Raw genomic sequence first — 24,273 nt, 5'->3', positions numbered from 1 at the left:
GGCTGACGACCTGCTTTTTCTATAGATATCATTATTGTGCCGATTATTTTATATGATTTTTGAATATAGAAAGCGCCATCAGTGCTGTAAAGCCATCCGTACCTCTGGCATACAGTCCAGGCGGCTTTTCTGCCATAATGGGCGCAACAGACGACTTGTTCCAGGAGTGAAGTAATGGATTTTAACGCCGGACTGATGCCGCTCGACGAAGCGCTGACTCAGATGCTTGAGCGCATCACCCCACTGACCGCCACCGAAAAACTGCCGTTGCTGCAGGCATTTGGCCGCATTACCGCAAAAGATGTGATTTCCCCTCTGGACGTGCCAGGGTTTGATAACTCGGCAATGGACGGCTATGCCGTTCGCTTGAGCGATCTGAACGCAGGCCATGCATTGCTGGTCGCAGGAAAAGCGTTCGCCGGGCAACCTTACACCGGTGAATGGCCTGCGGGTACCTGCGTTCGAATCATGACTGGCGCACCGGTTCCAGCGGGATGCGATGCCGTGGTGATGCAGGAAGAAACCGAGCAAACCGACAGCGGCGTGCGCTTCACCGCCGACATTAAAAACGGGCAAAACATTCGCCGCCGTGGGGAAGACATTATCGCGGGGCACACTATTTTTCCGCGCGGCACGCGCCTGACAGTCGCAGAGTTGCCCGTGCTGGCTTCACTCGGCATTCCTGAAGTCGAGGTTATGCGTAAGCTGCGCGTGGCCGTGTTCTCAACGGGTGATGAGCTAAAGCTGCCGGGCGAACCGCTGGCCGACGGGCAAATCTACGACACCAACCGCCTTGCCGTGCATCTGATGCTTGAGCAGTTGGGCTGTGACGTCATCAATCTGGGCATTATTCCGGACAATCAGGACAAGCTGCGCGAAGCCTTTATCGAGGCCGACAGCCAGGCCGATGTGGTTATCAGCTCTGGCGGCGTTTCCGTGGGCGAAGCGGATTACACCAAAACCATCCTTGATGAACTGGGTGAAATTGGCTTCTGGCAGCTGGCCATCAAGCCGGGCAAACCCTTTGCGTTTGGCAAGCTGCAAAACAGCTGGTTCTGCGGCCTGCCGGGCAACCCGGTTTCTGCCGCGCTGACGTTCTATCAGCTGGTCCAACCGCTGCTGACAAAACTGAGCGGAAATCCGCTCAATGGCCTGCCGCCACGTTTGCGCGTTCGTACATCGACTCGCCTGAAGAAATCTCCTGGTCGCCTTGATTTCCAGCGCGGTGTTCTGACCCGCAATCAGGACGGCGATTTAAGCGTGGCGACCACAGGGCATCAGGGTTCGCACATCTTTAGTTCTTTCAGCCAGGGCAACTGCTTTATCGTTCTGGAACGCGAACGCGGGAATGTGGACGTGGGTGAATGGGTGGAAGTCGAGCCCTTTAACGCATTGTTCGGAGGCCTGTGATGAGTGTCGAACTGAGCGATGCGGAGATGCTGCGCTACAACCGGCAAATCGTGTTGCGCGGTTTCGACTTTGACGGGCAAGAGAAGCTCAAAGCCTCACGCGTGCTGGTCGTTGGCTTAGGCGGGCTGGGTTGTGCTGCGGCGCAGTATCTGGCCGCTGCCGGTGTCGGGCAGATGACGCTGCTCGATTTCGATACCGTGTCGCTGTCGAACTTGCAACGTCAGACGCTACACAGCGATGCGACTCTCGGCCAGCCGAAAGTGGATTCCGCGCGCGCCTCGCTGCAAAACATCAACCCGCATGTGCAGTTCACCTGCATTAATGCGCAATTGAATGATGCCGGGCTGGCAGAGCAAATCGCGCTTCACGATCTGGTGCTCGACTGTACCGACAACGTACAGATCCGCAATCAGCTCAACGCAGGCTGTTTTCAGCGTAAAACGCCGCTGGTGTCCGGGGCGGCTATCCGCATGGAAGGGCAAATCAGCGTGTTCACTTATCAGGAGGGAGAACCGTGTTATCGCTGTCTGAGCCGCTTGTTCGGTGAAAATGCCCTCACCTGCGTGGAAGCGGGCGTAATGGCACCGTTGGTGGGAGTCATTGGAGCGCTGCAAGCAATGGAAGCCATTAAGCTTTTGACGGCCTACGGTACGCCTGCTGCGGGGAAAATCGTGATGTACGACGCGATGACCTGCCAGTTCCGCGAGATGAAGTTGATGCGTTTTGCCGGGTGCGAGGTTTGCGGGGGATAAATAGCAAAACGGCAACCTGAGTTGCCGTTTTTAGTGTTTGCTCCCTCTCCACGTGGGAGAGGGTTGGGGTGAGGGCATCAGGCCGCACCGCTCTTTTCCCCTCACCCTAACCCTCTCCCCAAAGGGGCGAGGGGACACTACTGCGCCGTTTTCTCCTTTTTGGAGAGGGGAAAAATCAGAGCGACGTACGTCCAAAAGCGCTCTGCCAGTCCTGTTCGAACTTAACAATGGCGGCATCCACCGCAGGTGATGCAATAAACTGCTGTGCGACATCCAGCGGTAGCGTAATGGACTGACAACCTACCAGCAGGCAATCCAGTGCCTGACGCGGCGTTTTAAAGCTCGCAGCCAGCACTTTTGACTGCGGCGCGTGCAGTTCCAGTAACTGCTGCAACTCTTCCACGCTACGAATGCCGCTGCCGCCCTGAGCGTCAATGCGGTTCACATAAGGTGCAACATATTCTGCGCCCGCCAGAGCAGACAACATTCCTTGCGCAGCACCATAAACCGCGGTGCCCAACGTTGGAATGCCTTCCGCTTTCAGCAGCTTAATTGCCGCCAGGCCTTCCGCAGTGACAGGGACTTTCACCACTAAATCAGAAATAATGCTGCGCAGCTTACGCGCATCTTCCACCATCCCTTCTGCCGTGTTCGCCATCACTTGCGCGAAAAGACGGCCTTTGCCACCCAGCGCGTCCTGCAATTCCGGCAGCAGCACGTCGAGCGGTTTTTTGCCTGCGGCAACAATGCTCGGGTTAGTGGTCACCCCTGCCAGTGGGAAAATACGGGCCAGTTTTTTGACCGCCGCAACGTCAGAAGTGTCGAGATAGAGTTCCATAACCGTTCCTTAAATTGTGAGATTCTGCATGCTTTAAAATTACCATGCCACAACCTCTCGCTTAGTTGATTCACGTCAAAATTACTTTCATTCGAAAGTTATTTAATCTTTATACGAAAGCAAAGAGGTGAAAGATGATCTTCAATATTCAGCGCTACTCCACCCACGATGGCCCCGGCATCCGTACCGTTGTCTTTATGAAAGGCTGCTCGCTGGGCTGTCGCTGGTGCCAGAACCCGGAAAGCCGTGCCCGTGAACAGGATTTACTGTTCGACGCACGTCTGTGCCTTGAAGGCTGCGATCTTTGCCAGCAGGCGGCACCCGGTGTTATTGAACGCGCGCTGAATGGCCTGATCATCCACCGCGAAAAACTCGAAGGTTCACATCTTAAAGCGCTCAACGACGTCTGCCCGACTCAGGCGTTGACCGTCTGCGGCGAAGAGAAAAGCGTCGACGATATTATGGCGACCGTGCTTCGCGACAAACCATTTTACGATCGCAGCGGCGGTGGCCTGACGCTTTCAGGTGGCGAACCGTTTATGAACCCGGAAATGGCGCTGGCCTTGCTGAAAAGCAGCCATGAACAAGGCATTCACACCGCGGTTGAAACCTGCCTGCACGTGCCGTGGAAATACCTTGAACCGGCACTGCCGTATATCGACCTCTTTCTCGCCGACCTCAAACACGTGGATGCCGATAAATTCCAGCAGTGGACAGACGGCTCGGCCAAACGTGTGCTCGATAACCTGAAACGACTGGCGGCTGCCGGAAAGAAAATGACCATTCGCGTGCCGCTAATTCAGGGCTTTAACGCTGATGAGGCGTCCATTGAAGCCATTGCTGACTTTGCCGCGAACGAGCTGCACGTCAGCGACATTCACTTTTTACCCTATCACACGCTGGGCATGAACAAATACACCCTGCTTGGCGTGCCCTATTCTGCCCCTGACAAGCCGCTCGATGCCCCGGAACTGCTGGATTTTGCCCAGCGTATTGCCCGGGATAAAGGGCTGACTGCGACCCTACGAGGATAATACGATGACTACCCTGACTCTCGACAAATTGACCGACCGCATCAAGGCGCATAAAGATGCCCTGATTCATATCGTCAAGCCGCCAGTCTGTACCGAGCGTGCACGCCATTACACCACCGTTTACCAGCAAAATATGGATAAGCCGATTCCGGTGCGTCGTGCGCTGGCGCTGGCTCATCACCTGGCAGAACGCACCATCTGGATCAAGCACGATGAGCTGATCATCGGCAACCAGGCGAGCGAAGTCCGTGCCGCCCCAATTTTCCCGGAATACACCGTCAGCTGGATTGAAAAAGAAATTGACGATCTGGCCGATCGTCCGGGTGCGGGTTTCTCCGTCAGCGAAGAAAATAAACGCGTTTTGCATGAAATTTGCCCGTGGTGGAATGGCCAGACGGTGCAGGACCGCTGCTACGGCATGTTCACCGACGAACAAAAAACCCTGCTGGCAACCGGTATTATCAAAGCCGAAGGCAACATGACCTCCGGCGATGCGCACCTGGCGGTGAACTTCCCGCTGCTGCTGGAAAAAGGGCTGGATGGCCTGCGTGAAAAAGTGGCTGAACGCCGCTCGCGCATTAACCTGACCGTACTGGAAGATTTGCACGGCGAACAGTTCCTGAAAGGCATTGATATCGTGCTGGAAGCGGTCAGCCTGCACATCAAACGCTTTGCCGACCTGGCACGCTCCATGGCAGCAACAGAAACACGCGAAAGCCGTCGTGATGAGCTGCTGGCGATGGCGGAAAACTGCGACATCATCGCGCATGAACCGCCGAAAACCTTCTGGCAGGCATTGCAGCTGTGCTATTTCATCCAGCTGATTTTGCAGGTTGAATCCAACGGTCACTCCGTGTCGTTTGGTCGAATGGACCAGTATCTCTATCCGTTCTACCGTCGTGATGTGGAGCTCAACAATTCGCTTGAGCGCGAACAGGCTATCGAGCTGCTGCACTCCTGCTGGCTGAAGCTGCTGGAAGTGAACAAAATCCGTTCCGGCTCACACTCAAAAGCCTCGGCAGGCAGCCCGCTGTATCAGAACGTCACTATCGGCGGTCAGAAACTGGTGAACGACGAAGCCATGGATGCGGTGAACCCGCTTTCCTACGCCATTCTGGAATCCTGCGGCCGCTTGCGTTCGACTCAGCCTAACCTCAGCGTGCGTTACCACGCTGGCATGAGCAGCGATTTCCTCGACGCTTGCGTGCAGGTGATCCGCTGCGGCTTCGGCATGCCAGCGTTTAACAACGACGAAATTGTGATCCCTGAATTCATCAAGCTCGGCGTGGAAAAAGAAGATGCTTACGATTATGCCGCCATCGGCTGTATCGAAACGGCGGTCGGCGGCAAATGGGGTTATCGTTGCACAGGCATGAGCTTTATCAACTTCGCCCGCGTGATGCTGGCGGCGATGGAAGGCGGCCGAGACGCCACCAGCAACGAAGTGTTCCTGCCGCAGGTGAAAGCGCTGTCCGAAGGTAACTTCAGCAACTTCGACGAAGTGATGGCGGCGTGGGATACCCAAATTCGCTATTACACCCGTAAGTCGATTGAAATCGAGTACGTGGTCGACACCATGCTCGAAGAGAACGTGCATGACATTCTTTGTTCTGCGCTGGTGGATGACTGCATCGAACGCGCGAAAAGCATTAAGCAAGGCGGCGCAAAATACGACTGGGTTTCCGGCCTGCAAGTCGGGATCGCCAACCTGGGCAACAGCCTCGCCGCCGTCAAAAAACTGGTGTTCGAGCAGGGCGCGATTGGTCAGCAACAACTGGCAAAAGCGCTGGCTGAAGACTTTGAAGGCCTGACTCACGAACAGTTGCGTCAGCGCTTGATCAATGGCGCACCAAAATACGGTAACGATGATGACAGCGTTGATGAACTGCTGACCCGCGCTTATCAGACTTATATCGACGAGCTGAAGCAATATCACAACCCGCGCCATGGCCGCGGCCCGATTGGCGGCAACTACTACGCAGGCACGTCGTCTATCTCTGCCAACGTGCCGTTTGGTGCCGCCACCATGGCAACGCCAGATGGACGTAAAGCGAAGACGCCGCTGGCTGAAGGCGCAAGCCCGGCTTCCGGAACCGACCATCTCGGCCCAACGGCGGTGATTGGCTCTGTGGGTAAATTGCCCACCGCAGCCATTCTGGGTGGCGTGCTGCTCAACCAGAAGCTGAACCCGGCCACGCTGGATAACGAGTCTGATCGCCAGAAGCTGATGGTGCTGCTGCGCACCTTCTTCGAGGTGCATAAGGGTTGGCATATTCAGTACAACATCGTGTCGCGCGAGACGCTGCTGGACGCGAAGAAACACCCGGATCAGTACCGTGATTTGGTGGTGCGTGTCGCGGGGTATTCGGCGTTCTTTACTGCGCTGTCTCCGGATGCTCAGGACGATATTATTGCTCGTACTGAACATACGCTGTGACGTCAATTGCCGGGCGGCACTGCGTTTGCCCGGCCTACCTTGCTTTGTAGGCTGGGTAAGGCGACAGCCGCCACCCGGCATTTCAGAATGCGGCAGCCTAAAGGGCTGCCGCATTGTTTGTACTTTCGAATGAAATAAATTTGTGGTTCCCGTCACATTATCACTAGAATGCTTCTGTTTGCCGGAATATTCAGGAGCTCAATGTATGACCATTAAAGTTATCGTCACAGATATGGACGGAACTTTCCTTAATGATGCCAAGCAGTACTCGCGAGACCGCTTTATGGCGCAGTTTCAGCAGCTTAAACAGCGTGGCATTGAATTTGTGGTGGCCAGCGGCAACCAGTATTACCAGTTGATCTCCTTCTTCCCGGACATCCGCGATCAGATCTCCTTCGTCGCTGAGAACGGTGCATTGGTTTACCAGCATGGCGAAGAACTGTTTCATGGCGAGTTAACACGTCATGAATCCCAAATCGTGATTGGCGAATTGCTCAAAGACCCGCAGCTGAACTTTGTGGCCTGTGGGCTGAAAAGTGCTTATGTCAGTGACAAAGCACCGGAAGCATTTGTGAAACTGATGTCTAAGCACTATCACCGCCTGAAGCCTGTCTCTGATTATCAGCAGATCGATGACAAGATTTTCAAGTTCTCACTGAACCTGCCTGACAGCGAAATCCCTCAGTTGATCAACGTGCTGCATGTCTCTCTGGACGGCATCATGAAGCCTGTCACCAGCGGCTTTGGCTTTGTTGATTTGATAATCCCTGGCCTGCACAAAGCCAACGGCATCAGCCGTCTGCTGAAAAACTGGCAAGTATCGCCGCAGGAGTGCGTGGGCATTGGTGACAGCGCTAACGACGCTGAAATGCTGAAACTGGTGAAATACTCGTTTGCTATGGCGAACGCTGCCGACAGCATCAAATCTATTGCCCGCAACCAGACTGACGACAACAACCATGATGGCGCGCTGAACGTCATTCAGGCCGTGTTGGATAACGCTTCTCCGTTCGATCTCTGATCTTCTGCCGGGGCGCTCGCTCCGGCCTTGCCCTTCTTCTCTTCTCCGGTTTGTGAAACACCTCAATCCTTTTAACTTGCATTAACCATTTTTTAACTTAAAGTATCACTTGTAAGTTTAATTACTTTCGAATGAAATATTGAGAGGTCCACCATGACGCTTACCTTTACCCATGAAACCCTGCCCGCCGACCACAAAACGGCTATCCGTGAAATGAAAAAAGCGCTACGAGCGCAGATTGGCGACGTGCAGGCCGTGTTCGACAAACTCAGCGCGCATATTGAATCTCGCGTCGCTGAAATTGATGCTTTGAAAGCAGCAGGCAAGCCGGTGTGGCCTGTTATTGATTATGCTGAGCTGGCGGCAGGCCGCGTCACTGAGGCACAACGTGAAGAGATCAAACGTCGCGGCTGTGCGGTAATCAAAGGTCATTTCTCAAGCGAGCAGGCGCTGGGCTGGGATCGTTCAATGCTGGAATATCTCGACCGCAACCATTTCGACGAAGTGTATAAAGGCCCCGGCGATAACTTCTTCGGCACGCTGAGTGCTTCTCGCCCGGAGATCTACCCGATCTACTGGTCACAGGCGCAAATGCAGGCGCGTCAGAGCCACGAAATGGCTAGCGTACAGTCATTCCTGAACCGTCTGTGGCGTTTTGAAAGTGAAGGAAAGCAGTGGTTTGACCCCGATGTCAGCGTTATTTATCCGGATCGTATTCGTCGTCGCCCACCGGGAACCACTTCAAAAGGGTTGGGTGCGCATACCGATTCCGGCGCACTGGAACGCTGGCTGCTGCCTGCCTATCAGCAGGTTTTCGCCAGTGTCTTTAACGGCGATTTCACTCGTTTCGACCCGTGGGATGCGGCGCACCGCACAGAAGTGGAAGAGTACACGGTCGACAACACCACCAAATGTTCCGTGTTCCGTACCTTCCAGGGCTGGACGGCGCTGTCGGAAATGATCCCGCATCAGGGCTTGCTCCACGTGGTGCCCATCCCGGAAGCGATGGCCTATATCCTGCTGCGTCCTCTGCTGGACGACGTACCGGAAGATGAACTGTGTGGCGTTGCGCCGGGCCGTGTATTGCCGATTTCTGAGCAGTGGCATCCGCTGTTGATGAAAGCGCTGACTTCCATTCCTGCGCTGAATGCGGGAGATTCCGTGTGGTGGCATTGCGATGTTATCCACTCGGTGGCACCCGTGACTGAGCAGCAAGGCTGGGGCAACGTGATGTATATCCCTGCAGCGCCGTTGTGCGAGAAGAATCTGGCGTACGCGCAGAAGGTGAAAGTGGCGCTGGAGAAAGGCGCTTCTCCGGGCGACTTCCCGCGTGAAGATTATGAAACCAGTTGGGAGGCGCGCTTTACGCTCGATGATTTGAACGACCACGGCAAACGCGCGTTGGGCATGCCGGTTTAATCGTCGTACAACCCTTCCCTTTCTACGGCGGTGCGTCGTGTTCCAGGACGTATCCGCCGTACGGATTCCCTCACCGCCAACTGACCATGTAAAAGCAAGCTTCCGCAAGGTCCTTCAGGGCGAATCAACCTTTGTTGCAGCATTTGCACCGCCTCAACGCCCAGCTCGTCACGCGGAACATGAACCGCCGTCAACGGCACATCCTGAATAGCGGCCAGATTAAAACCGTCAATGCTCATCACCGACACATCCTGTGGCACGCGTAAACCGCGCTGCTGCAAGGCATTGATGGTACCGGCAGCCATGAAATCCCCACCGACCAAAAAAGCCGTGGGCAACGGTTTGCCCTTTTGATTGTCCAGCCATGTACCAACATTTTCTTCAGTTTCTTTGGCGCTGAAACTGGGGACGGTTATCAAGTCCCGGCTGTCCTGAAAACGCAGATTGCCGTTCTTCCACGCCTCGCGGATGCCCACCAGCCTGAGTTCCATCGTATAACGCCGCAGGCACATCACGGTCATCACTGAGCGATGCCCCATATCAAACAGATAGCGTGCTGCGAACTGACCAATCAAACGGTGATCCGGCGCAATCGACGGCAGACGCATTTTTTCATCGCGACAGTTGATGAGCACACAAGGTTTGGCTAAGTCAGCCGCCAGGTCGTGAATATGCGTATCGTCGATACCGAGCAAAATGGCCGCCTGCGTTTCACTTTCATTCATGCGAGCCAGAAAGAGGTTTGCGTCGCAGTCGTTTTCCTCCAGGGCGCAATAGCGCAACCGCACTTCATGGGGTGTAAGCGCTTTGTTGATGCTTTGGATCACACGGTAATAAAAGATGTCCGATCGCTCATCAAAAGCTCGCTGCGGGGCAAAGACAATCAGGCTGTTCAGCAGCATGCGCCCGGCGGCGATGCCTTCCATAACGCCCAGTTCGCGTGCACAGGAAAGCACCTGGTTTCGCGCCTTTTCGCTGGTGTTAGCTTTGCCTGCTAACACCCGGGAAACGGTACTGGCGGAAAGGCCTGTTCGGGCGGCAATTTCCGCGATTTTAAGCTTTTTATCCATTTTGTGATCTACCTCCATTTCGAAAATGAAAGAATTTTCATGAGTAATATACCCTGTCCCTAAAGGGGTAAATGTGACCTTTCGCTTGAAACCCGATACGCCATGAAAAAACTTTCATAAAATGGACTATTGTCAGCCATTTTTCTGGCCTACTCTAAATTGGCCTGACAACTTCCATACTAGTTATCTGGAAGATTACAACAATAAAACCGTTAAGTTTCAGCTAAATAAAAAATTGGTGTAACAACTCACGGAATGAGTGGGTCACTTTTCCCCCTACAAACCGTCTTGTGGAGATTTCTATGAGCCAAGGTATTAATAACGATATGACAGCCAGCAAATCACGCCGCGTGGTGAAAAATTTGCGCTGGTGGGTGCTGGTGCTGTTTTTACTCGGCGTCACCGTCAACTACATCACACGCAACTCTCTGGGCATCCTCGCGCCTGAGCTCAAAACCGAGCTCGGCATTACCACAGAACAGTATTCATGGATTGTGGGCGCCTTCCAGCTTGCCTATACGATCTTCCAGCCTATCTGCGGTTGGTTAATTGACGTCATCGGCCTGAAACTCGGGTTTATGATTTGTGCCATCTTGTGGGCTGTCGCCTGTATCGCTCATGCTGGCGCAGGTAGCTGGCTGCATATGGCGCTGCTGCGTTTTGGGATGGGGGCTTCCGAAGCGGCCGCAACGCCCGCTAACGCCAAAACCATTGGCGAATGGTTCCCGAAATCTGAACGCCCGATTGCTGCTGGCTGGGCCGGTGTCGGTTTCTCGATTGGGGCAATGCTGGCTCCGCCTATCATTTACTTTGCTCACGCCTCTTTCGGCTGGCAGGGTGCGTTCATGTTCACCGGCTTCCTCGCGCTGGTGTGGGTCGCGCTGTGGTGGACTTTCTACCACAACCCGGACAAACACCCGAACCTGAGCAAAGAAGAACTGGCTTTCATCAACCAGGACAACGAAGCACCACCAGTCAAACTGCCTTTCTTCACCGCGCTGCGTACCATTGGCAAGAATAAGCGTTTTTACGGCATCGCCATCCCGGCCTTTATGGCGGAGCCCGCCTGGGCAGTCATGAGCTTCTGGGTGCCGCTGTATCTCGCCAAAGCCTACGGCATGGACCTGAAACAAATCGCCCTCTTCGCCTGGCTGCCGTTCCTCGCGGCTGATCTGGGTAGCGTGGCAAGTGGTTACCTCACCAAACTGTATGTGCGCCTCTTTGGCTGCACCCGTGTGAACTCAATCATTGCCTCTTCCGTCAGCGGCGCATTCCTGATGCTTTCCCTGGCAGCAATGGTGTTCACCAACAACCCGTATGTGGCGATTGCACTGATTTCCATCGGCGGCTTCGGTCACCAAATCATCTCCTGCATGCTGAGCGCCCTGGTGGTGGAGTCCTTCGATAAAGGCCAGATGGCGACCGTTAACGGCATGCGCGGCTCTGCGGCGTGGATCGCAAGCTTCCTCTTCTCTCTGATTATTGGGGTGACTGCCGACAAAATTGGCTTCAACCCGCTGTTCGTCGCCATGGGCTTCTTTGACCTGATTGGCGCGGTATTCCTGGTTGCATTTATTGCTGAACGTCGCGCTAAGCGCGCCTGATCGTGGACGACTGTTATGAAGACGCTTAAACACTGGACTTTTGAAACGCAAACCGCCCATCACGTCGAACTGAAGGTCGACGGGCAACACACCCTGTGCCTGTACATGCTGGAAGAAAATCTGTTCCGCGTGTTGCTCAAACGCCAAGGGAAACTGGCCCTCGACAAAACCTGGAGCATCGCGCCGGATCAGGATGTGCCGTGGGAAGGTCGTTCACGTGAAGACCTGAGTGGTTTCAGCCTGCCGGCCTGGACGCTGGATAAGCAAGACGATCGTTTGACTATCAGCACGTCACAGCTGCGTGTGACCGTTCATCAGCCGCTGTGGCTGGAATGGCATTACAAGAATGAAGCAGGTGAATGGCAGTATCTGACCGGTGACCGCCCGACCAGCGCCTATCTGGTTAACGCCCACGGTGACGGCGTGGCGCACTATCTGAAGCGACAGAAAGACGAGCGTTTCTACGGGCTGGGTGAAAAAGCAGGCGATTTGCAACGTACAGGTAAACGCTATGAAATGCGTAACCTGGACGCGATGGGCTATAACGCGGTCAGCACCGACCCGCTCTACAAACACATCCCGTTTACTATCACTCGCCGCGATGACATCAGCGTTGGCTTGTTCTATGACAACCTGAGCAGCTGCTGGCTGGACTTAGGTAACGAGCTGGATAACTACCACACAGCTTATCGCCGCTGGCAGGCTGAAGCCGGTGACATCGACTACTACCTGTTCACCGGTAAGCGTGTGCTGGACATCACCAAATCCTTCGTGCGCCTGACCGGGAAAACGCTGTTCGGGCCGAAATGGAGCCTGGGCTACAGCGGTTCCACCATGCACTATACCGATGCGCCGGACGCGCAAAATCAGCTGATGAACTTCATTCGTCTGGCCGATGAGCATGCGATCCCTTGCGATTCGTTCCAGCTCTCTTCCGGTTACACCTCCATCAACGGCAAGCGCTACGTGTTCAACTGGAACTACGACAAAGTGCCGCAGCCGAAGGTGATGAGCAAAGCCTTCCACGATGCGGGCCTGAAACTGGCAGCAAACATCAAGCCGTGCTTGTTACAGGATCATCCTCGCTATAACGAAGTGGCAGAGAAAGGCCTGTTTGTTCGTGATTCGGAAGTGAATGCGCCAGAACGTTCCGTGTTCTGGGATGACGAAGGTTCGCATCTGGACTTCACCAACCCGGCCACGGTGGCCTGGTGGCAGGAAGGCGTGACGACCCAGTTGCTGGAAATGGGCATTGATTCCACCTGGAACGACAATAACGAATACGAAGTGTGGGATGGCGAAGCTCGCTGCTATGGCTTCGGCAAAGAGATCGCGATTAAGCACGTGCGCCCTGTGATGCCGCTGCTGATGATGCGTGCCTCCATGGAAGCTCAGCAACGTTTCGCGCCAGAAAAACGCCCTTACCTGATTTCACGTTCAGGTTGTGCGGGGATGCAACGCTACGTTCAGACCTGGAGCGGCGACAACCGTACCAACTGGGACACGCTGCGCTATAACACCCGTATGGGCGTGGGCATGAGCCTGTCTGGCCTGTTTAACGTGGGCCACGATGTCGGCGGTTTCTCTGGCGATAAGCCTGATGCGGAACTGTTCGTGCGTTGGGTACAGAATGGCGTGATGCACCCGCGCTTTACCATTCACTCGTGGAATGACGATCACACGGTCAACGAACCGTGGATGTACCCGGCTATCACGCCGTGCATCCGTGGTGCGATTGAACTGCGTTACCGCCTGATGCCGTATCTGTACACCCTGCTGTGGCAGGCGCATGCAGACGATGAGCCGATGCTGCGTCCAACCTTCCTCGATCACGAGCACGACGAGCAGACGTTCGCGGAGTGTGATGACTTCCTGCTGGGCCGTGATTTGCTGGTCGCAAGCGTGGTTGAGCAAGGCCAGCGCCAGCGTCCTGTGTGGCTGCCTGCTAACGAAACCGGCTGGTATGATTTCTATACCGGCGAGTGGTTCTCTGGCGGCCAGAGCATCGTCATTGATGCGCCGCTGGAAAAACTGCCGTTGCTGGTTCGCGCCGGTGCAGGTTTGCCACTGAGCGACCGCATCAAGCACGTTAAGCCAGAAGCCGACGTCAACCGCGAGCTGAAACTGTTCCCACTGAAAGGCGTGGGCAGCGATAAAGGTCTGCTGTTTGAAGATGACGGCGAAACCTGGGGCTACAAAGACGGCAAAGCGCTGTGGCTGGAGTGGGAAATGGTCTGCAATGGCAGCACCATCAACCTGAACGTGAATCCACGTGGCGATTATCGTCCGGCGTGGAAAACCCTGAAGGTCACGCTGCCAGCGGGTGAAAAACGCCAGTTGCTGATTAACGGCGTTGCCGCCAGTGAGTGGGCCGTGAACTAAGCCGCTATTTTCGGCAGTCAGTAACAAAAAATGCCATGTGCAACCGCACATGGCATTTTTTATGGCTGAGCGATAACGTTACAGTGCCCCGAATGTGACACCAGTAGTGGGTAGATTCAGTCGCACCGGAGCCTGTTTCCCTATGGATTTCGCGTTGCAACACGGCGGCAAGCCCGTAAATCCCCGGTCACTTACTTAAGTAAGTGACCGGGGTGCGCGGGTGCAGCCAACACAGTTGCAGCGTGAAAAACGACGGGAAACGATGGGAATTAGCCGTCGATGCCTTTACTGCGTAGGTAATCTTCGTAGTTGCCGCTGAAGTCGATCACGCGCTCTGGCGTAATCTCAATCACACGGGTCGCCAGCGAGGAGACGAACTCACGGTCGTGGGAAACGAAAATCAGGGTGCCCTGATACATTTCCAGCGCCATGTTAAGGGATTCGATGGATTCCATATCCAGGTGGTTGGTCGGTTCGTCCATCACCAGGATGTTCGGTTTTTCCATCATCAGCTTGCCGAACAGCATGCGCCCTTTCTCACCACCGGAAAGCACTTTGGCTGGCTTTTTGATGTCGTCCTGGCTGAACAGCAGACGGCCGAGGAAGCTGCGAACCACTTGTTCGTCGTCCCCTTCCTGTTTCCACTGGCTCATCCACTCAAAGACGGTGAGATCGTTTTCGAATTCGTATTCGTGATCCTGCGCGTAGTAACCAATTTTCGCGTTTTCAGACCATTTCACGCTGCCGCTGTCGGCTTCGAGTGCCCCCACCAGCGTTTTCAGCATGGTCGATTTACCGATACCGTTGGTCCCCAGGATCGCCAGCTTCTCGCCCACTTCCAGCAACAGATTCACGCCCTTGAACAGCGGGCCATTGTCGAAGCCTTTGGTGAGTTTTTCCACTTCCAGCGCGTTACGGAACAGTTTCTTGTCCTGCTCGAAGCGGATGAACGGGTTCTGACGGCTGGAGGCTTTCACTTCGTCCAGTTTGATTTTATCAATCTGACGAGCACGAGAGGTTGCCTGACGGGATTTAGAGGCGTTGGCGCTGAAGCGGCTGACGAAGGACTGCAGGTCAGCAATTTGCGCTTTCTTCTTGGCGTTGTCGGCCAGCAGACGTTCACGCGCCTGGGTCGCCGCCGTCATGTACTCATCATAGTTACCCGGGTAGACGCGCAGCTCGCCGTAGTCGAGGTCGGCCATGTGGGTGCAGACCATGTTCAGGAAGTGACGGTCGTGCGAGATGATGATCATGGTGCTGTTGCGCTCGTTGAGCACGCTTTCCAGCCAGCGGATGGTGTCGATGTCCAGGTTGTTCGTCGGTTCATCGAGCAGCAGGATGTCTGGATTGGAGAACAGCGCCTGCGCCAGCAGGACACGCAGCTTCCAGCCTGGAGCGACTTCGCTCATCGGGCCGTAATGTTGTTCCACAGGAATGCCAACACCGAGCAGCAGTTCACCTGCGCGTGATTCCGCAGAGTAACCATCCATTTCGCCATAAGCGACTTCGAGGTCGGCAACTTTGTAGCCTTCTTCTTCGCTCATTTCCGGCAGGGCGTAAATGCGATCGCGCTCTTGCTTCACTTCCCAGAGTTCGGCGTGACCCATAATAACGGTGTCGAGCACAGAAAACGCTTCGAAGGCGAACTGATCCTGGCGCAGCTTACCGATGCGCTCGTTAGGATCGAGGGAAACGTTACCCAGGGTTGGCTCTAAATCGCCGCCCAGGATTTTCATAAAGGTGGATTTACCGCTTCCGTTGGCGCCAATCAGGCCGTAACGGTTGCCGCCGCCAAATTTGACGGAGATGTTTTCGAACAGCGGCTTACTGCCGAACTGCATGGTGACGTTGCTGGTTGTTAACACGAGCGTATCCTGAAAGATGTGACAAACAGCCTATTTTGCCACAATTCTGAATTAAAATCGCCCTGCGCGTTGAATGTCTACACTGTCGACAGGCGCGGGTACAGTGAAAAAAATGTGATTTCATCCACATCTGATTTCCCTGTTGCCTCGAATGCACATATAATGCGCTCCCATTACGGGTTACATTTCTCCAACAACAGCCTGCGCGGCAACGATATTTCGCAAAACATGAAAATGAAATTAACTACGCTTTTCGCGGCAGCGTTTGCCGTTATGGGCTTTTGCAAGACTGCATCTGCTGTGACTTATCCGCTGCCAACCGACGGCAGCCGCCTGATTGGCCAGAATCAGGTTGTTACCATCCCTGATGGCAACAAACAGCCGCTGGAGTACTTCGCAGCACAGTATCAGATGGGTCTGTCCAACATGACCGAAGCCAACCCGGGTGTTGACGTGTACCTGCCGAAAGGCGGTACCGTGCTGAACATCCCGCAGCAGCTGATCCTGCCGGACACCCCGCACGAAGGTATCGTGATTAACAGCGCCGAAATGCGTCTGTACTACTACCCTGCGGGCACCAACACCGTTATCGTGCTGCCCATTGGTATCGGCCAGTTAGGTAAAGACACGCCAATCAACTGGACCACTAAAGTTGAACGTAAGAAAGCGGGTCCAACCTGGACGCCAACCGCGAAAATGCACGCGGAATACATCGCCGCAGGCAACCCGCTGCCAGCCGTTGTTCCAGCAGGTCCGGACAACCCAATGGGCCTGTACGCGCTGTATATCGGCCGTCTGTATGCCATTCACGGTACTAACGCCAACTTCGGTATCGGCCTGCGCGTGAGCCACGGTTGTGTTCGTCTGCGTAACGAAGACATCAAGTTCCTGTTCCAGAACGTACCAGTCGGAACGCGCGTCCAGTTCATCGATGAGCCAGTAAAAGCGACCACCGAGCCAGATGGCAGCCGTTACATTGAAGTTCACAACCCGCTGTCGACTACAGATGCGCAGTTCAACGGTGGCGAGATTGTGCCAATCACACTGACCAAATCTGTTCAGGCTGTAACAACCCAGGCTGACGTTGACACCAGCGTGGTTGATCAGGCGGTTCAGGACCGTTCCGGGATGCCAGTTCGTCTGAACTGATAGCTTCTGCGAGCACAAAAAAAGCGGGTTTTGATAACCCGCTCAGACTGCTGACAAAGAAGGAAAAAGCGTGGTTTTTCCTTCTTTGTGGTGAGCAGCCGAAAATCAATAAATTGATTTTCCTTGTTTTTTTATTCGGTACCCTATGACAAATCTCATTCGTTAGAGGTTTGTCATCACTCTCAAGCGGGTTTTGATAACCCGCTTTATTTTATCGCTGCGTTTTATTAGCCGTTGTTCACAATCACAATCCCGCCGTGATCGTAACGGTAATGGCAGTGGGCATACTCCAGCGGCGTACCATCTTCCAGATAGATAACCTGCTCCACCTCCAGCACTGGATCATTCGCTTCACAGATCAAATGCTGTTGTTCCAGCTCACCCGGTTTGATGGCACGGACCACGCGATACGACCCCATAATTTTCAGCCCCAACGTTTCCACATACTGAAACACCGAACTTTCCAGATGCGTTTTATTGAGACCTGGCACCAGGCTTACCGGCATCACCGTCGCATCGAGCGACATCGGTTCGCCATTGAGTAAACGCAAACGCACGAAATCGTACACCGGCGCATCCGCGTTAATCAGCAGTGACGATTGTTCTTTCTCGGTCGGGAAGCGTAGCTCAAAGCGCACGATCTGGCTGCTTACTTTGCCCAGATGTTCCCAGGTTTTCGTCGCACCAAAGTAGTCGCTGCCGGGCAAATCCCATTGCGAAAGCTGCAGGAAGTTTTTACGAACAAACGTCCCCTGCCCCTGACGCGTATAGATTAGCCCTTCGACAATCAGCTGACGCATGGCCTGCTGAATGGTCATTCTGCTGGTCTGAAACTCCGCCGCGAGGGCGAACTGATCGGGCAACGGTGAACTGGCTGGATACCGCTGGCTGATGATGCGCTTCTTGATTTCTCGCGCGATGTTTAAGTACTTCGCCGCCATTGCCCATCCATCCTTACTTAGTCTGCTATCCCACTGTTTTTTAAGGCCACTCGCTCTGCAATCTTGAGGAAAGGCAGGTAGAAGAATACACCAAAGATGATGATTATCAACTGAACCACTACCGCTCTCCAGTCCCCAGCGGTTGCCAGCCACGCGCTGAGCACAGGGGGTGTTGTCCATGGGATCATCACCACGCAGCGCGACATCAAACCCAAGGTGGTGCAAAGCCATGCGAAGAAGATGCCGATGGCAGGCAGCAGCACAAACGGGATCATCAGCGGGATGTTAAACACAATCGGCAGCCCAAAAATAACCGGTTCGTTGATGTTAAACAGCCCCGGCGTGATAGCCAGACGAGCCACCTGTTTAGACGCTTTCTGCCGTGAGAACAGGAAAATAGCAATCAGCAGAGAAATCGTGCTCCCGGTGCCACCCACCATGCCAAACGTGGGTACAAAGATATTGTTGATGATGTGCGGGATCGGCTGCCCGGCAGCAAACGCCAGCATATTCTCATTGGTGTTGATCAGCAGGAACGGCTCCAGAATCACGCTGTTCACCACCGCCTGATGGATCCCCAACGTGAACAGGAAGTTGCCGAAACTGTAGATAAAAATCGTGCCCGGCAGGCTGGTATTGATCAAGCGTAATGGCTGCTGAATCAGCGTGATGATCAGATGGATCAAGTCGGTATGCAGCAGGTTTTTCAACAGCGCCGCCAGTATCGCGAAGATCGACAAAGTGATGATCGTCGGCAGCAGCGAGGAGAAAGACTGGCTGACCGCAGGCGGAACGTTATCGCCCAGGTTGATCTCCAGCCGCTTGTACTGCGCAATACGGATAAACAACTCCGTTGCCAGCAGGCCAATAATCACGCCAGCAAAAATGCCGGTGGTGCCGATATTGGCAAACGTCAGCACCGAGGTCAGGCTGACCGTGGTTTTGCCGCCTACCGGCACCAAATCGACGGTCATCGGCATCATGATAATAAAACTGCTGAGAGCGATAACGACGGCCGAAACCGGGTTAGTAAAGTTTTTATTCCGCGCCAGCGACCACGCGATCATCGGTGCTATCAACAAAGCCGCAATGTTCAGCGTCCCGTTGATAATGGCATCGCCCCACACCTTAAACCGCACCAGCGTATCTCCGTCTAATACCCAGGGAAACACGACGTTGTTCACCAGTACCGCGAGCCCTGCCAGAATGAAAATCGGCATGACGCCGGCGAACGCGTCGCGCAGCGAACGCAGGTGAACCTGGTTCGCAATGCGCGCCGAAAACTCCACGAAGCGATCGGTAAAAGACTGCATATTGGATGAAACGTTATCAGACATGTGCACAGACCTTTTTTTGACTCACCCCAACAGTTCCTCTCATGCACCCGGAGTGCATGAGAGGAAAACCCGATTTCGCGCAGGCGTTACATCTCTTCGCCGTTGCTATGGATTGCCTTTTTCAACCACGCGTAGCTTTTCTTCGGCACACGCTTCAGATCTTTCAGATCGTGGTTTTCGCGGTTTACGTACACCACGCCGTAGCGCTTACGCATATCGCCCTGCGAGCTGAGAATGTCGATAAGCCCCCAACCGAGATAGCCGATCACGTCTGCGCCATCTTCAAAAATGGCCTCTTTCATGGCGTTGATATGGTCGCGGTGATAGGCAATGCGGTAGTCATCGGCAATCATGTTTTCGCCGTCCCACTGCTCAATCACGCCAATGCCGTTTTCAATCGGGAACACCGGCAGACGCCAGTTGTTGTAGTACTGCGTGATAATGGTGCGGAAGCCCAGCGGATCAATCTGCCAGTTCCATTCGGTGGCTTTCAGATACGGGTTATCTTTGTCGCCGTATTTCATGTAGTAGTTCACCGGCGTGCCTGCCGGGATCGGGTCGGTGTCGAGCGTACGGCTGGCGTAGTAGCTGAATGCCATGTAGTCGTTTTTGTTGCTGTTGATAAGCGCCAGATCGTCTTCGCGATAGATATCTTCGAAACCTTCACGTTTGACCACCGCCATCACTTCCGGGCTGTAGCCCTGCCCGGCATACACGCGCAGCAGGTTTTGATTGAGGAATTCGTCATGCTGTTGCGCACAGAAAATGTCGCGAGGCTTACAGGTTGCCGGGTAAACCAGTTGATGCGCTAACATGCCGCCCATCAGTTTGCCGGGCTTAGTGTCGTGCAGATATTTCGTCAACTGAACATGCGCCACCATGGTGTGATGCTGAATTTCATACAGCTCGCGCAGGGTTTCTTCGCCACGCATATAGCCAGAAATACGGAACGCAATCGGCATGTGGAAGATGTTCTGCTCGTTGAAGGTCAGCCAGTACTTCACCTTGTCGCCATAGCAGTCGATCATCTTTTTGCCGTAGCGGACAAACGCGTCAAGCACGCGACGGTCGTTAAAACCGTTGTACTCTTCTGCCAGTGCCAGTGGCATGTCGAAGTGATAGAGGCAAATCATCGGTTCGATGCCGCGCTCAATCAGGCCGTCGATAAAACGGTGGTAGAAGTCGATGCCTTCCTGATTAAATTCGCCATCACCCATCGGACAAACGCGGCTCCAGGAAATCTGGAAGCGATAGCAGTTCATCCCCAAATCCTTCATCAAATCAAAGTCTTCTTCGAAGCGGTGATAAGAGTCTGTGGCCACTTTCCAGTCAGAGGCAAATTCGCTCGGTTCGCGAATGTCGTACACAGATTTTCCTTTGCCGCCCTCGTTCCATGCGCCTTCGGTCTGCATGCTGGACACCGAGTTGCCCCATAAAAAACCTTTCGCCAGTGTGTTCATCGTCACTCCCCGTTTATATGACTAGCCATTTAAATATCATGACTAGTCATATAAAGAAAAATGACAAATCAGGCAAAAGGGTTGTGTTGTTTTTGTGAGCAAAACCGGAAAATTGGGCGTAAAAAAGCCGGATGGTGCTAACGCTTATCCGGCCTACAGGAAGAGAAAATGAATGCGAACGTAGGTCGGGTCAGCGCAGCGCCACCCGACAATTAGCCCGGCAAAAGAAGTTTACCCTTTCAACTGATTACGGCGATATTCGCCCTGACGCTCCAGCATCCAGCCCGGATACTCACGCGGCAACGTGCTGACAGCATCCAACTGTTTCAGCTCTTCTTCGGTGAGACGAATCTCTGTGGCGGCAATATTATCCGCCAGTTGATCCGGGCGTTTCGCGCCAATAATCACACTACTCACCACAGGCTGATGCAGCAGCCACGCCAGCGCGATTTGCGCCACCGACACGCCTTTGCTTTCGGCGATATTGCGCATCACGTCGATGCAGTCGAAACCGCGTTCTTTATCGACCGGTGGGAAATCAAACTCCAGACGACGGCCACCCGCTTCATTCTGCCCGTCGCGACCGTATTTGCCGCTGAGGAAACCGCCTGCCAGCGGGCTCCAGACCATCAGACCAACGCCTTCGCTGCGCATCATCGGCACCAGTTCACGCTCCAGATCTCGCCCGGCGATAGTGTAATACGCCTGCAATGACGCGAAACGAGACAGGCCGAGTTTGTCGGAGATCCCCAGCGCCTTCATGATTTGCCAGGCAGACCAGTTAGACACGCCGATGTAACGCACATGCCCGTGCTGCACCAGGTTGTCCAGCGCGTATAACGTTTCTTCAATCGGCGTGGCCGGATCAAAACCGTGCAGTTGATACAGATCGATATGATCGAGCTGCATCCTGCGCAGGCTTTCCTTCACGCTGTTGATGATGTGATACCGCGAGCTGCCGCGGGAATTCACGCCTGCGGTGCCGGTTTCGCCAAACACTTTGGTGGCCACCACTACGTTTTCACGCGGTACTTTGAGGTTCTTCAGTGCTTGCCCGGTTATCTCTTCCGAACGCCCTTCGGAATAGACGTTCGCGGTATCGATAAAGTTGATGCCTGCATCCAGCGCGCTGCCCACCAGGCGCTCAGCGTCGGCCTGTTGTAGCTGGCCGATTTTGCCCCACATGCCGCCTTCGCCGCCAAAGGTCATGGTGCCAAGGCACAATTCAGAGACAAACAATCCGGTATTGCCTAATTTCTGGTAACGCATAACCGCCTCCTCAAGGGATGAATTTCGTGAATGTTGACTCGTATAAAGACTAGCCAGCTTCACGAAACGGCGAATGGGGCGTTCCTGCCTGTTTCTTGCCCATTTCTCCGAAACTCACCCGCGCGCTGGCGACGATAGGCTGCTTCTGCATTTTGCCAGGAAATCCTGACAAATGAGCATCATCTGACAACCCTCAACAGCCCGTAACCGACCAGCGCAGCCCACAGCAGCATCGGAAGAGAATAGAGATGGAAACGCCACCAGATTCGTTTATCGCTCGCCATTCGCAGCGCAATCAGGTTGGCGAGCGATCCGGGCAACAGGCCAAATCCGCCGACGTTAACCGCCCAGGCGAGCAGTATGGAAGGCGGGACATAATTGATCAGCAAGATCGTCGACGGCACGTTACTGATCACCTGCGATAAGCCGATCGCTGTCAGCCACAGTCCACCGTCTGATAGCCCTGCCACGCCGCTTAACGCGTGATGCAAGACCGGTAACTGCGTCATCAGATGGACGTCGATAAACATCGCCATAAACACCAGCAGCAGCGTCCAGTCGACGTTTATCACCACACGCCGCTCAAGCAGCAGGAAGCCCGCCGCGAGAATGGCCAGCCCCCATAACTCCTGATGAAATTCCAGGCTCAGCAGGAACACCAGATAAAACGCCAGGCAGCTCCAGACCAGCTTAGGTTTCCAGCCTGGTGTCCGGTCGCCACTTTGGTAATGCAACGTTTTCGCCGGGAAGCAGAACCAGCACAGCGCCAGAAGCGTCAGCATCATCGCCAGAGCCAGTGGCGCCATCTGCCAGCTAAAGTCGAGGAAAGAGAGCCCGGAACGCCCCCACAGCAAAATATTCTGCGGGTTGCCAATCGGGGTTAATAACGATCCGGCATTGACCGCCAGCGCCTCAAAAATAATCAGCCGGTTCACCGGAATGGCGCACCACTTCTTGAGCGTCAGCGTCAGCGGCACGACGATAAACAGCGCCACATCGTTGGTCAGGAAGGTTGAGAGCAGCGCCGCGGCTAATACCATAAAGAGGGCTAATTGCCGTTCGGTCACAAAACGCCGCGCCATTTTGCGGCCCAGCACGTCAAAATAACCGCTTTGCTCCACACCTTTGGTCAGCAGCATTAAGCCACTCAGGGTAATGATTGTGTGCCAGTCAATCGCCGCAGGCCAGGCCTTGGGCTGAAAGGGAACAAAAAAACAGAGGACAGCGCCAATAACAATCAGCAGATGTAAGAAGCGGTCACTCAGCAGCGACCGCAGAAAAGGGAGGTTCATTCAGCGTGAAATCCCGCCTCAAGAGTAAACTGTCGGAAGCGTTCCAGCGTTTCTTCGCTGACATGGTGTTCCATCCCTTCAGCATCGCGGCGGGCGGTGTCCTGGCTTACGCCAATGGCCAGCAGGAAGTTTTCCACGATTTGATGACGCTCGCGGGTTTCCTGCGCCAGCTTTTCCCCTTCCGGCGTCAAAAACACCCCGCGCCAGGGGATCTGCTGGATAAGCCCAACGCCCGCGAGTCGCTTGAGCATTTTGGCCACCGTCGGCTGAGAAACGCCCAGCCGCGCAGCCATATCCACCTGACGGGCTTCCCCGACTTCGCGGATCAGATCGGAGATAAGCTCGACATAATCATCAATAAGCTCCCGGCGATGCGCTTCCCGCACCTGACGAAATCCTTCAACGTGTTCTTCGACATTCACTAACTGCGTCACTTTTTTTATTCCTGGTTTTCCCGGGCGACGACTCATGGGGCTTCCTCTTCGAGGTGACGCGTCACAGCATCAGATAAAGATGCGTCCATTGTATAGGATCGTGAGCCAGGCACAAAAAATTAACGTTTTAGCAATAGCTATACAATATAGCCTGTGCTATATCTGTATGTAATACGAACATCTTTCACGGACGAAGGTGCGGAAAGTTCAGGAGGTCAAGATGAACGAACTCAAGAGGTGTTTAAACGTGTTTACCCATTCTCCTTTTAAAGTCCGTCTGATGCTGATTAACATGCTGTGTGACATTTTCAACGGCAAACCCCAGCAGGACAAACCCACTCACTAATGCGGCGTCGCGGTACGCCGCTTCATTTTTCTGTCATCAAACCCTGTCAGACTGGCCGTTTGGCCTAAAAACCCTCTTCTTTTTTCCGGAATTGCAATCGTCCTCGCAAAACAATTTGTTATGAGTAGTTGACGTTACCATTCATCAAATTTATCTTCTGGCATCCCTGCGGATCTTGCGCCTCGTAGAACCCTTTCTTCACGCACTGCACAG

The 24,273-nt window shown here is 54.2% G+C and carries 19 protein-coding genes; 10 read left to right on the top strand and 9 right to left on the bottom strand.

Annotated elements, in window-relative coordinates:
- Positions 1–174 precede the first annotated feature (174 nt).
- Together moeA and moeB are read left to right on the top strand one after the other, a co-directional pair.
- Positions 175–1,410 carry a molybdopterin molybdotransferase MoeA gene (gene moeA / locus ACLW56_RS09120; RefSeq protein ID WP_330983464.1) on the top strand — a complete coding sequence of 412 codons (1,236 nt, stop codon included), beginning with the start codon at positions 175–177 and terminating at the stop codon, positions 1,408–1,410.
- Positions 1,410–2,162, top strand: a complete 753-nt coding sequence (gene moeB, locus ACLW56_RS09115) for a molybdopterin-synthase adenylyltransferase MoeB (RefSeq protein ID WP_330983463.1) — start codon at positions 1,410–1,412, stop codon at positions 2,160–2,162. The genes moeA and moeB overlap by 1 nt, the downstream gene beginning before the upstream one ends.
- Before the next feature lie 175 nt (positions 2,163–2,337).
- Here moeB and fsa read toward each other — a convergent pair whose 3' ends face one another.
- Positions 2,338–3,000, bottom strand: coding sequence for a fructose-6-phosphate aldolase (gene fsa, locus ACLW56_RS09110; RefSeq protein ID WP_330983462.1), 663 nt, complete (start codon positions 2,998–3,000; stop codon positions 2,338–2,340).
- A gap of 134 nt (positions 3,001–3,134) precedes the next feature.
- Here fsa and ACLW56_RS09105 point away from each other — a divergent pair, with 134 nt between their 5' ends.
- The 4 genes from ACLW56_RS09105 (at position 3,135) to ACLW56_RS09090 (ending at position 8,911) form a co-directional block, all read left to right on the top strand.
- Positions 3,135–4,034 (top strand): glycyl-radical enzyme activating protein, encoded by a 900-nt coding sequence (locus ACLW56_RS09105; RefSeq protein ID WP_330983461.1) that lies wholly within the window; start codon positions 3,135–3,137, stop codon positions 4,032–4,034.
- 4 nt (positions 4,035–4,038) lie between these two features.
- Positions 4,039–6,471 carry a formate C-acetyltransferase/glycerol dehydratase family glycyl radical enzyme gene (locus ACLW56_RS09100; RefSeq protein ID WP_330983460.1) on the top strand — a complete coding sequence of 811 codons (2,433 nt, stop codon included), beginning with the start codon at positions 4,039–4,041 and terminating at the stop codon, positions 6,469–6,471.
- Positions 6,472–6,676: 205 nt separating this feature from the next.
- On the top strand, positions 6,677–7,492 hold the full coding sequence (locus ACLW56_RS09095; RefSeq protein WP_330983459.1) for a Cof-type HAD-IIB family hydrolase: 816 nt from the start codon (positions 6,677–6,679) through the stop codon (positions 7,490–7,492).
- Positions 7,493–7,645: 153 nt separating this feature from the next.
- Positions 7,646–8,911, top strand: coding sequence for a DUF1479 domain-containing protein (locus ACLW56_RS09090; protein WP_330983458.1), 1,266 nt, complete (start codon positions 7,646–7,648; stop codon positions 8,909–8,911).
- Here the strand turns inward: ACLW56_RS09090 and ACLW56_RS09085 are convergent.
- Positions 8,908–9,999: a LacI family DNA-binding transcriptional regulator gene (locus ACLW56_RS09085; protein ID WP_330983457.1), complete on the bottom strand. Its 1,092-nt coding sequence runs from the start codon at positions 9,997–9,999 to the stop codon at positions 8,908–8,910. The two genes, ACLW56_RS09090 and ACLW56_RS09085, sit on opposite strands and share 4 nt — an antisense overlap.
- A gap of 284 nt (positions 10,000–10,283) precedes the next feature.
- On the opposite strand from ACLW56_RS09085, the gene ACLW56_RS09080 reads away from it, so the two are divergent.
- Together ACLW56_RS09080 and ACLW56_RS09075 are read left to right on the top strand one after the other, a co-directional pair.
- Positions 10,284–11,585 carry an MFS transporter gene (locus tag ACLW56_RS09080; protein WP_330983456.1) on the top strand — a complete coding sequence of 434 codons (1,302 nt, stop codon included), beginning with the start codon at positions 10,284–10,286 and terminating at the stop codon, positions 11,583–11,585.
- Between the two features lie 15 nt (positions 11,586–11,600).
- Positions 11,601–13,967: a glycoside hydrolase family 31 protein gene (locus ACLW56_RS09075; protein ID WP_330983455.1), complete on the top strand. Its 2,367-nt coding sequence runs from the start codon at positions 11,601–11,603 to the stop codon at positions 13,965–13,967.
- 269 nt (positions 13,968–14,236) lie between these two features.
- On the opposite strand, the gene ACLW56_RS09070 is transcribed toward ACLW56_RS09075, so the two are convergent.
- On the bottom strand, positions 14,237–15,832 hold the full coding sequence (locus ACLW56_RS09070) for an ABC-F family ATPase (protein WP_330983454.1): 1,596 nt from the start codon (positions 15,830–15,832) through the stop codon (positions 14,237–14,239).
- Between the two features lie 228 nt (positions 15,833–16,060).
- Here ACLW56_RS09070 and ldtB point away from each other — a divergent pair, with 228 nt between their 5' ends.
- Positions 16,061–16,981 carry a L,D-transpeptidase gene (gene ldtB, locus ACLW56_RS09065; protein WP_330983453.1) on the top strand — a complete coding sequence of 307 codons (921 nt, stop codon included), beginning with the start codon at positions 16,061–16,063 and terminating at the stop codon, positions 16,979–16,981.
- 227 nt (positions 16,982–17,208) lie between these two features.
- On the opposite strand, the gene ACLW56_RS09060 is transcribed toward ldtB, so the two are convergent.
- The 6 genes from ACLW56_RS09060 to mntR all read right to left on the bottom strand — a co-directional run bounded on the left by ACLW56_RS09060 (position 17,209) and on the right by mntR (position 23,750).
- Positions 17,209–17,922 (bottom strand): GntR family transcriptional regulator, encoded by a 714-nt coding sequence (locus ACLW56_RS09060; RefSeq protein ID WP_330983452.1) that lies wholly within the window; start codon positions 17,920–17,922, stop codon positions 17,209–17,211.
- Between the two features lie 17 nt (positions 17,923–17,939).
- Positions 17,940–19,259 (bottom strand): PTS sugar transporter subunit IIC, encoded by a 1,320-nt coding sequence (locus ACLW56_RS09055; protein ID WP_330983451.1) that lies wholly within the window; start codon positions 19,257–19,259, stop codon positions 17,940–17,942.
- An 86-nt stretch (positions 19,260–19,345) separates the two neighbouring features.
- Positions 19,346–20,719, bottom strand: coding sequence for a glycoside hydrolase family 1 protein (locus ACLW56_RS09050; protein WP_330983450.1), 1,374 nt, complete (start codon positions 20,717–20,719; stop codon positions 19,346–19,348).
- Between the two features lie 231 nt (positions 20,720–20,950).
- Complete coding sequence (locus ACLW56_RS09045) at positions 20,951–21,988, bottom strand: aldo/keto reductase (RefSeq protein ID WP_330983449.1); 1,038 nt, start codon at positions 21,986–21,988, stop codon at positions 20,951–20,953.
- A gap of 179 nt (positions 21,989–22,167) precedes the next feature.
- On the bottom strand, positions 22,168–23,280 hold the full coding sequence (locus tag ACLW56_RS09040) for an anion transporter (RefSeq protein WP_330983448.1): 1,113 nt from the start codon (positions 23,278–23,280) through the stop codon (positions 22,168–22,170).
- Complete coding sequence (mntR, locus tag ACLW56_RS09035; protein ID WP_330983447.1) at positions 23,277–23,750, bottom strand: manganese-binding transcriptional regulator MntR; 474 nt, start codon at positions 23,748–23,750, stop codon at positions 23,277–23,279. Before mntR ends, ACLW56_RS09040 begins: the two co-directional genes overlap by 4 nt.
- Before the next feature lie 184 nt (positions 23,751–23,934).
- Here mntR and mntS point away from each other — a divergent pair, with 184 nt between their 5' ends.
- The gene (mntS, locus tag ACLW56_RS09030) at positions 23,935–24,060 is read left to right on the top strand and encodes a manganase accumulation protein MntS (RefSeq protein WP_330983446.1); all 126 of its coding nucleotides are present in this window, start codon (positions 23,935–23,937) and stop codon (positions 24,058–24,060) included.
- The last annotated feature ends 213 nt before the right edge of the window (positions 24,061–24,273 follow it).

Source organism: Pantoea sp. sgz302252, assembly GCF_047713085.1.
In the GTDB taxonomy this organism is placed as follows: Bacteria; Pseudomonadota; Gammaproteobacteria; order Enterobacterales; family Enterobacteriaceae; genus Scandinavium.
The sequence above is the reverse complement of the archived record's forward strand: the minus strand, read 5'-3'. Positions and strand labels throughout refer to the sequence as shown.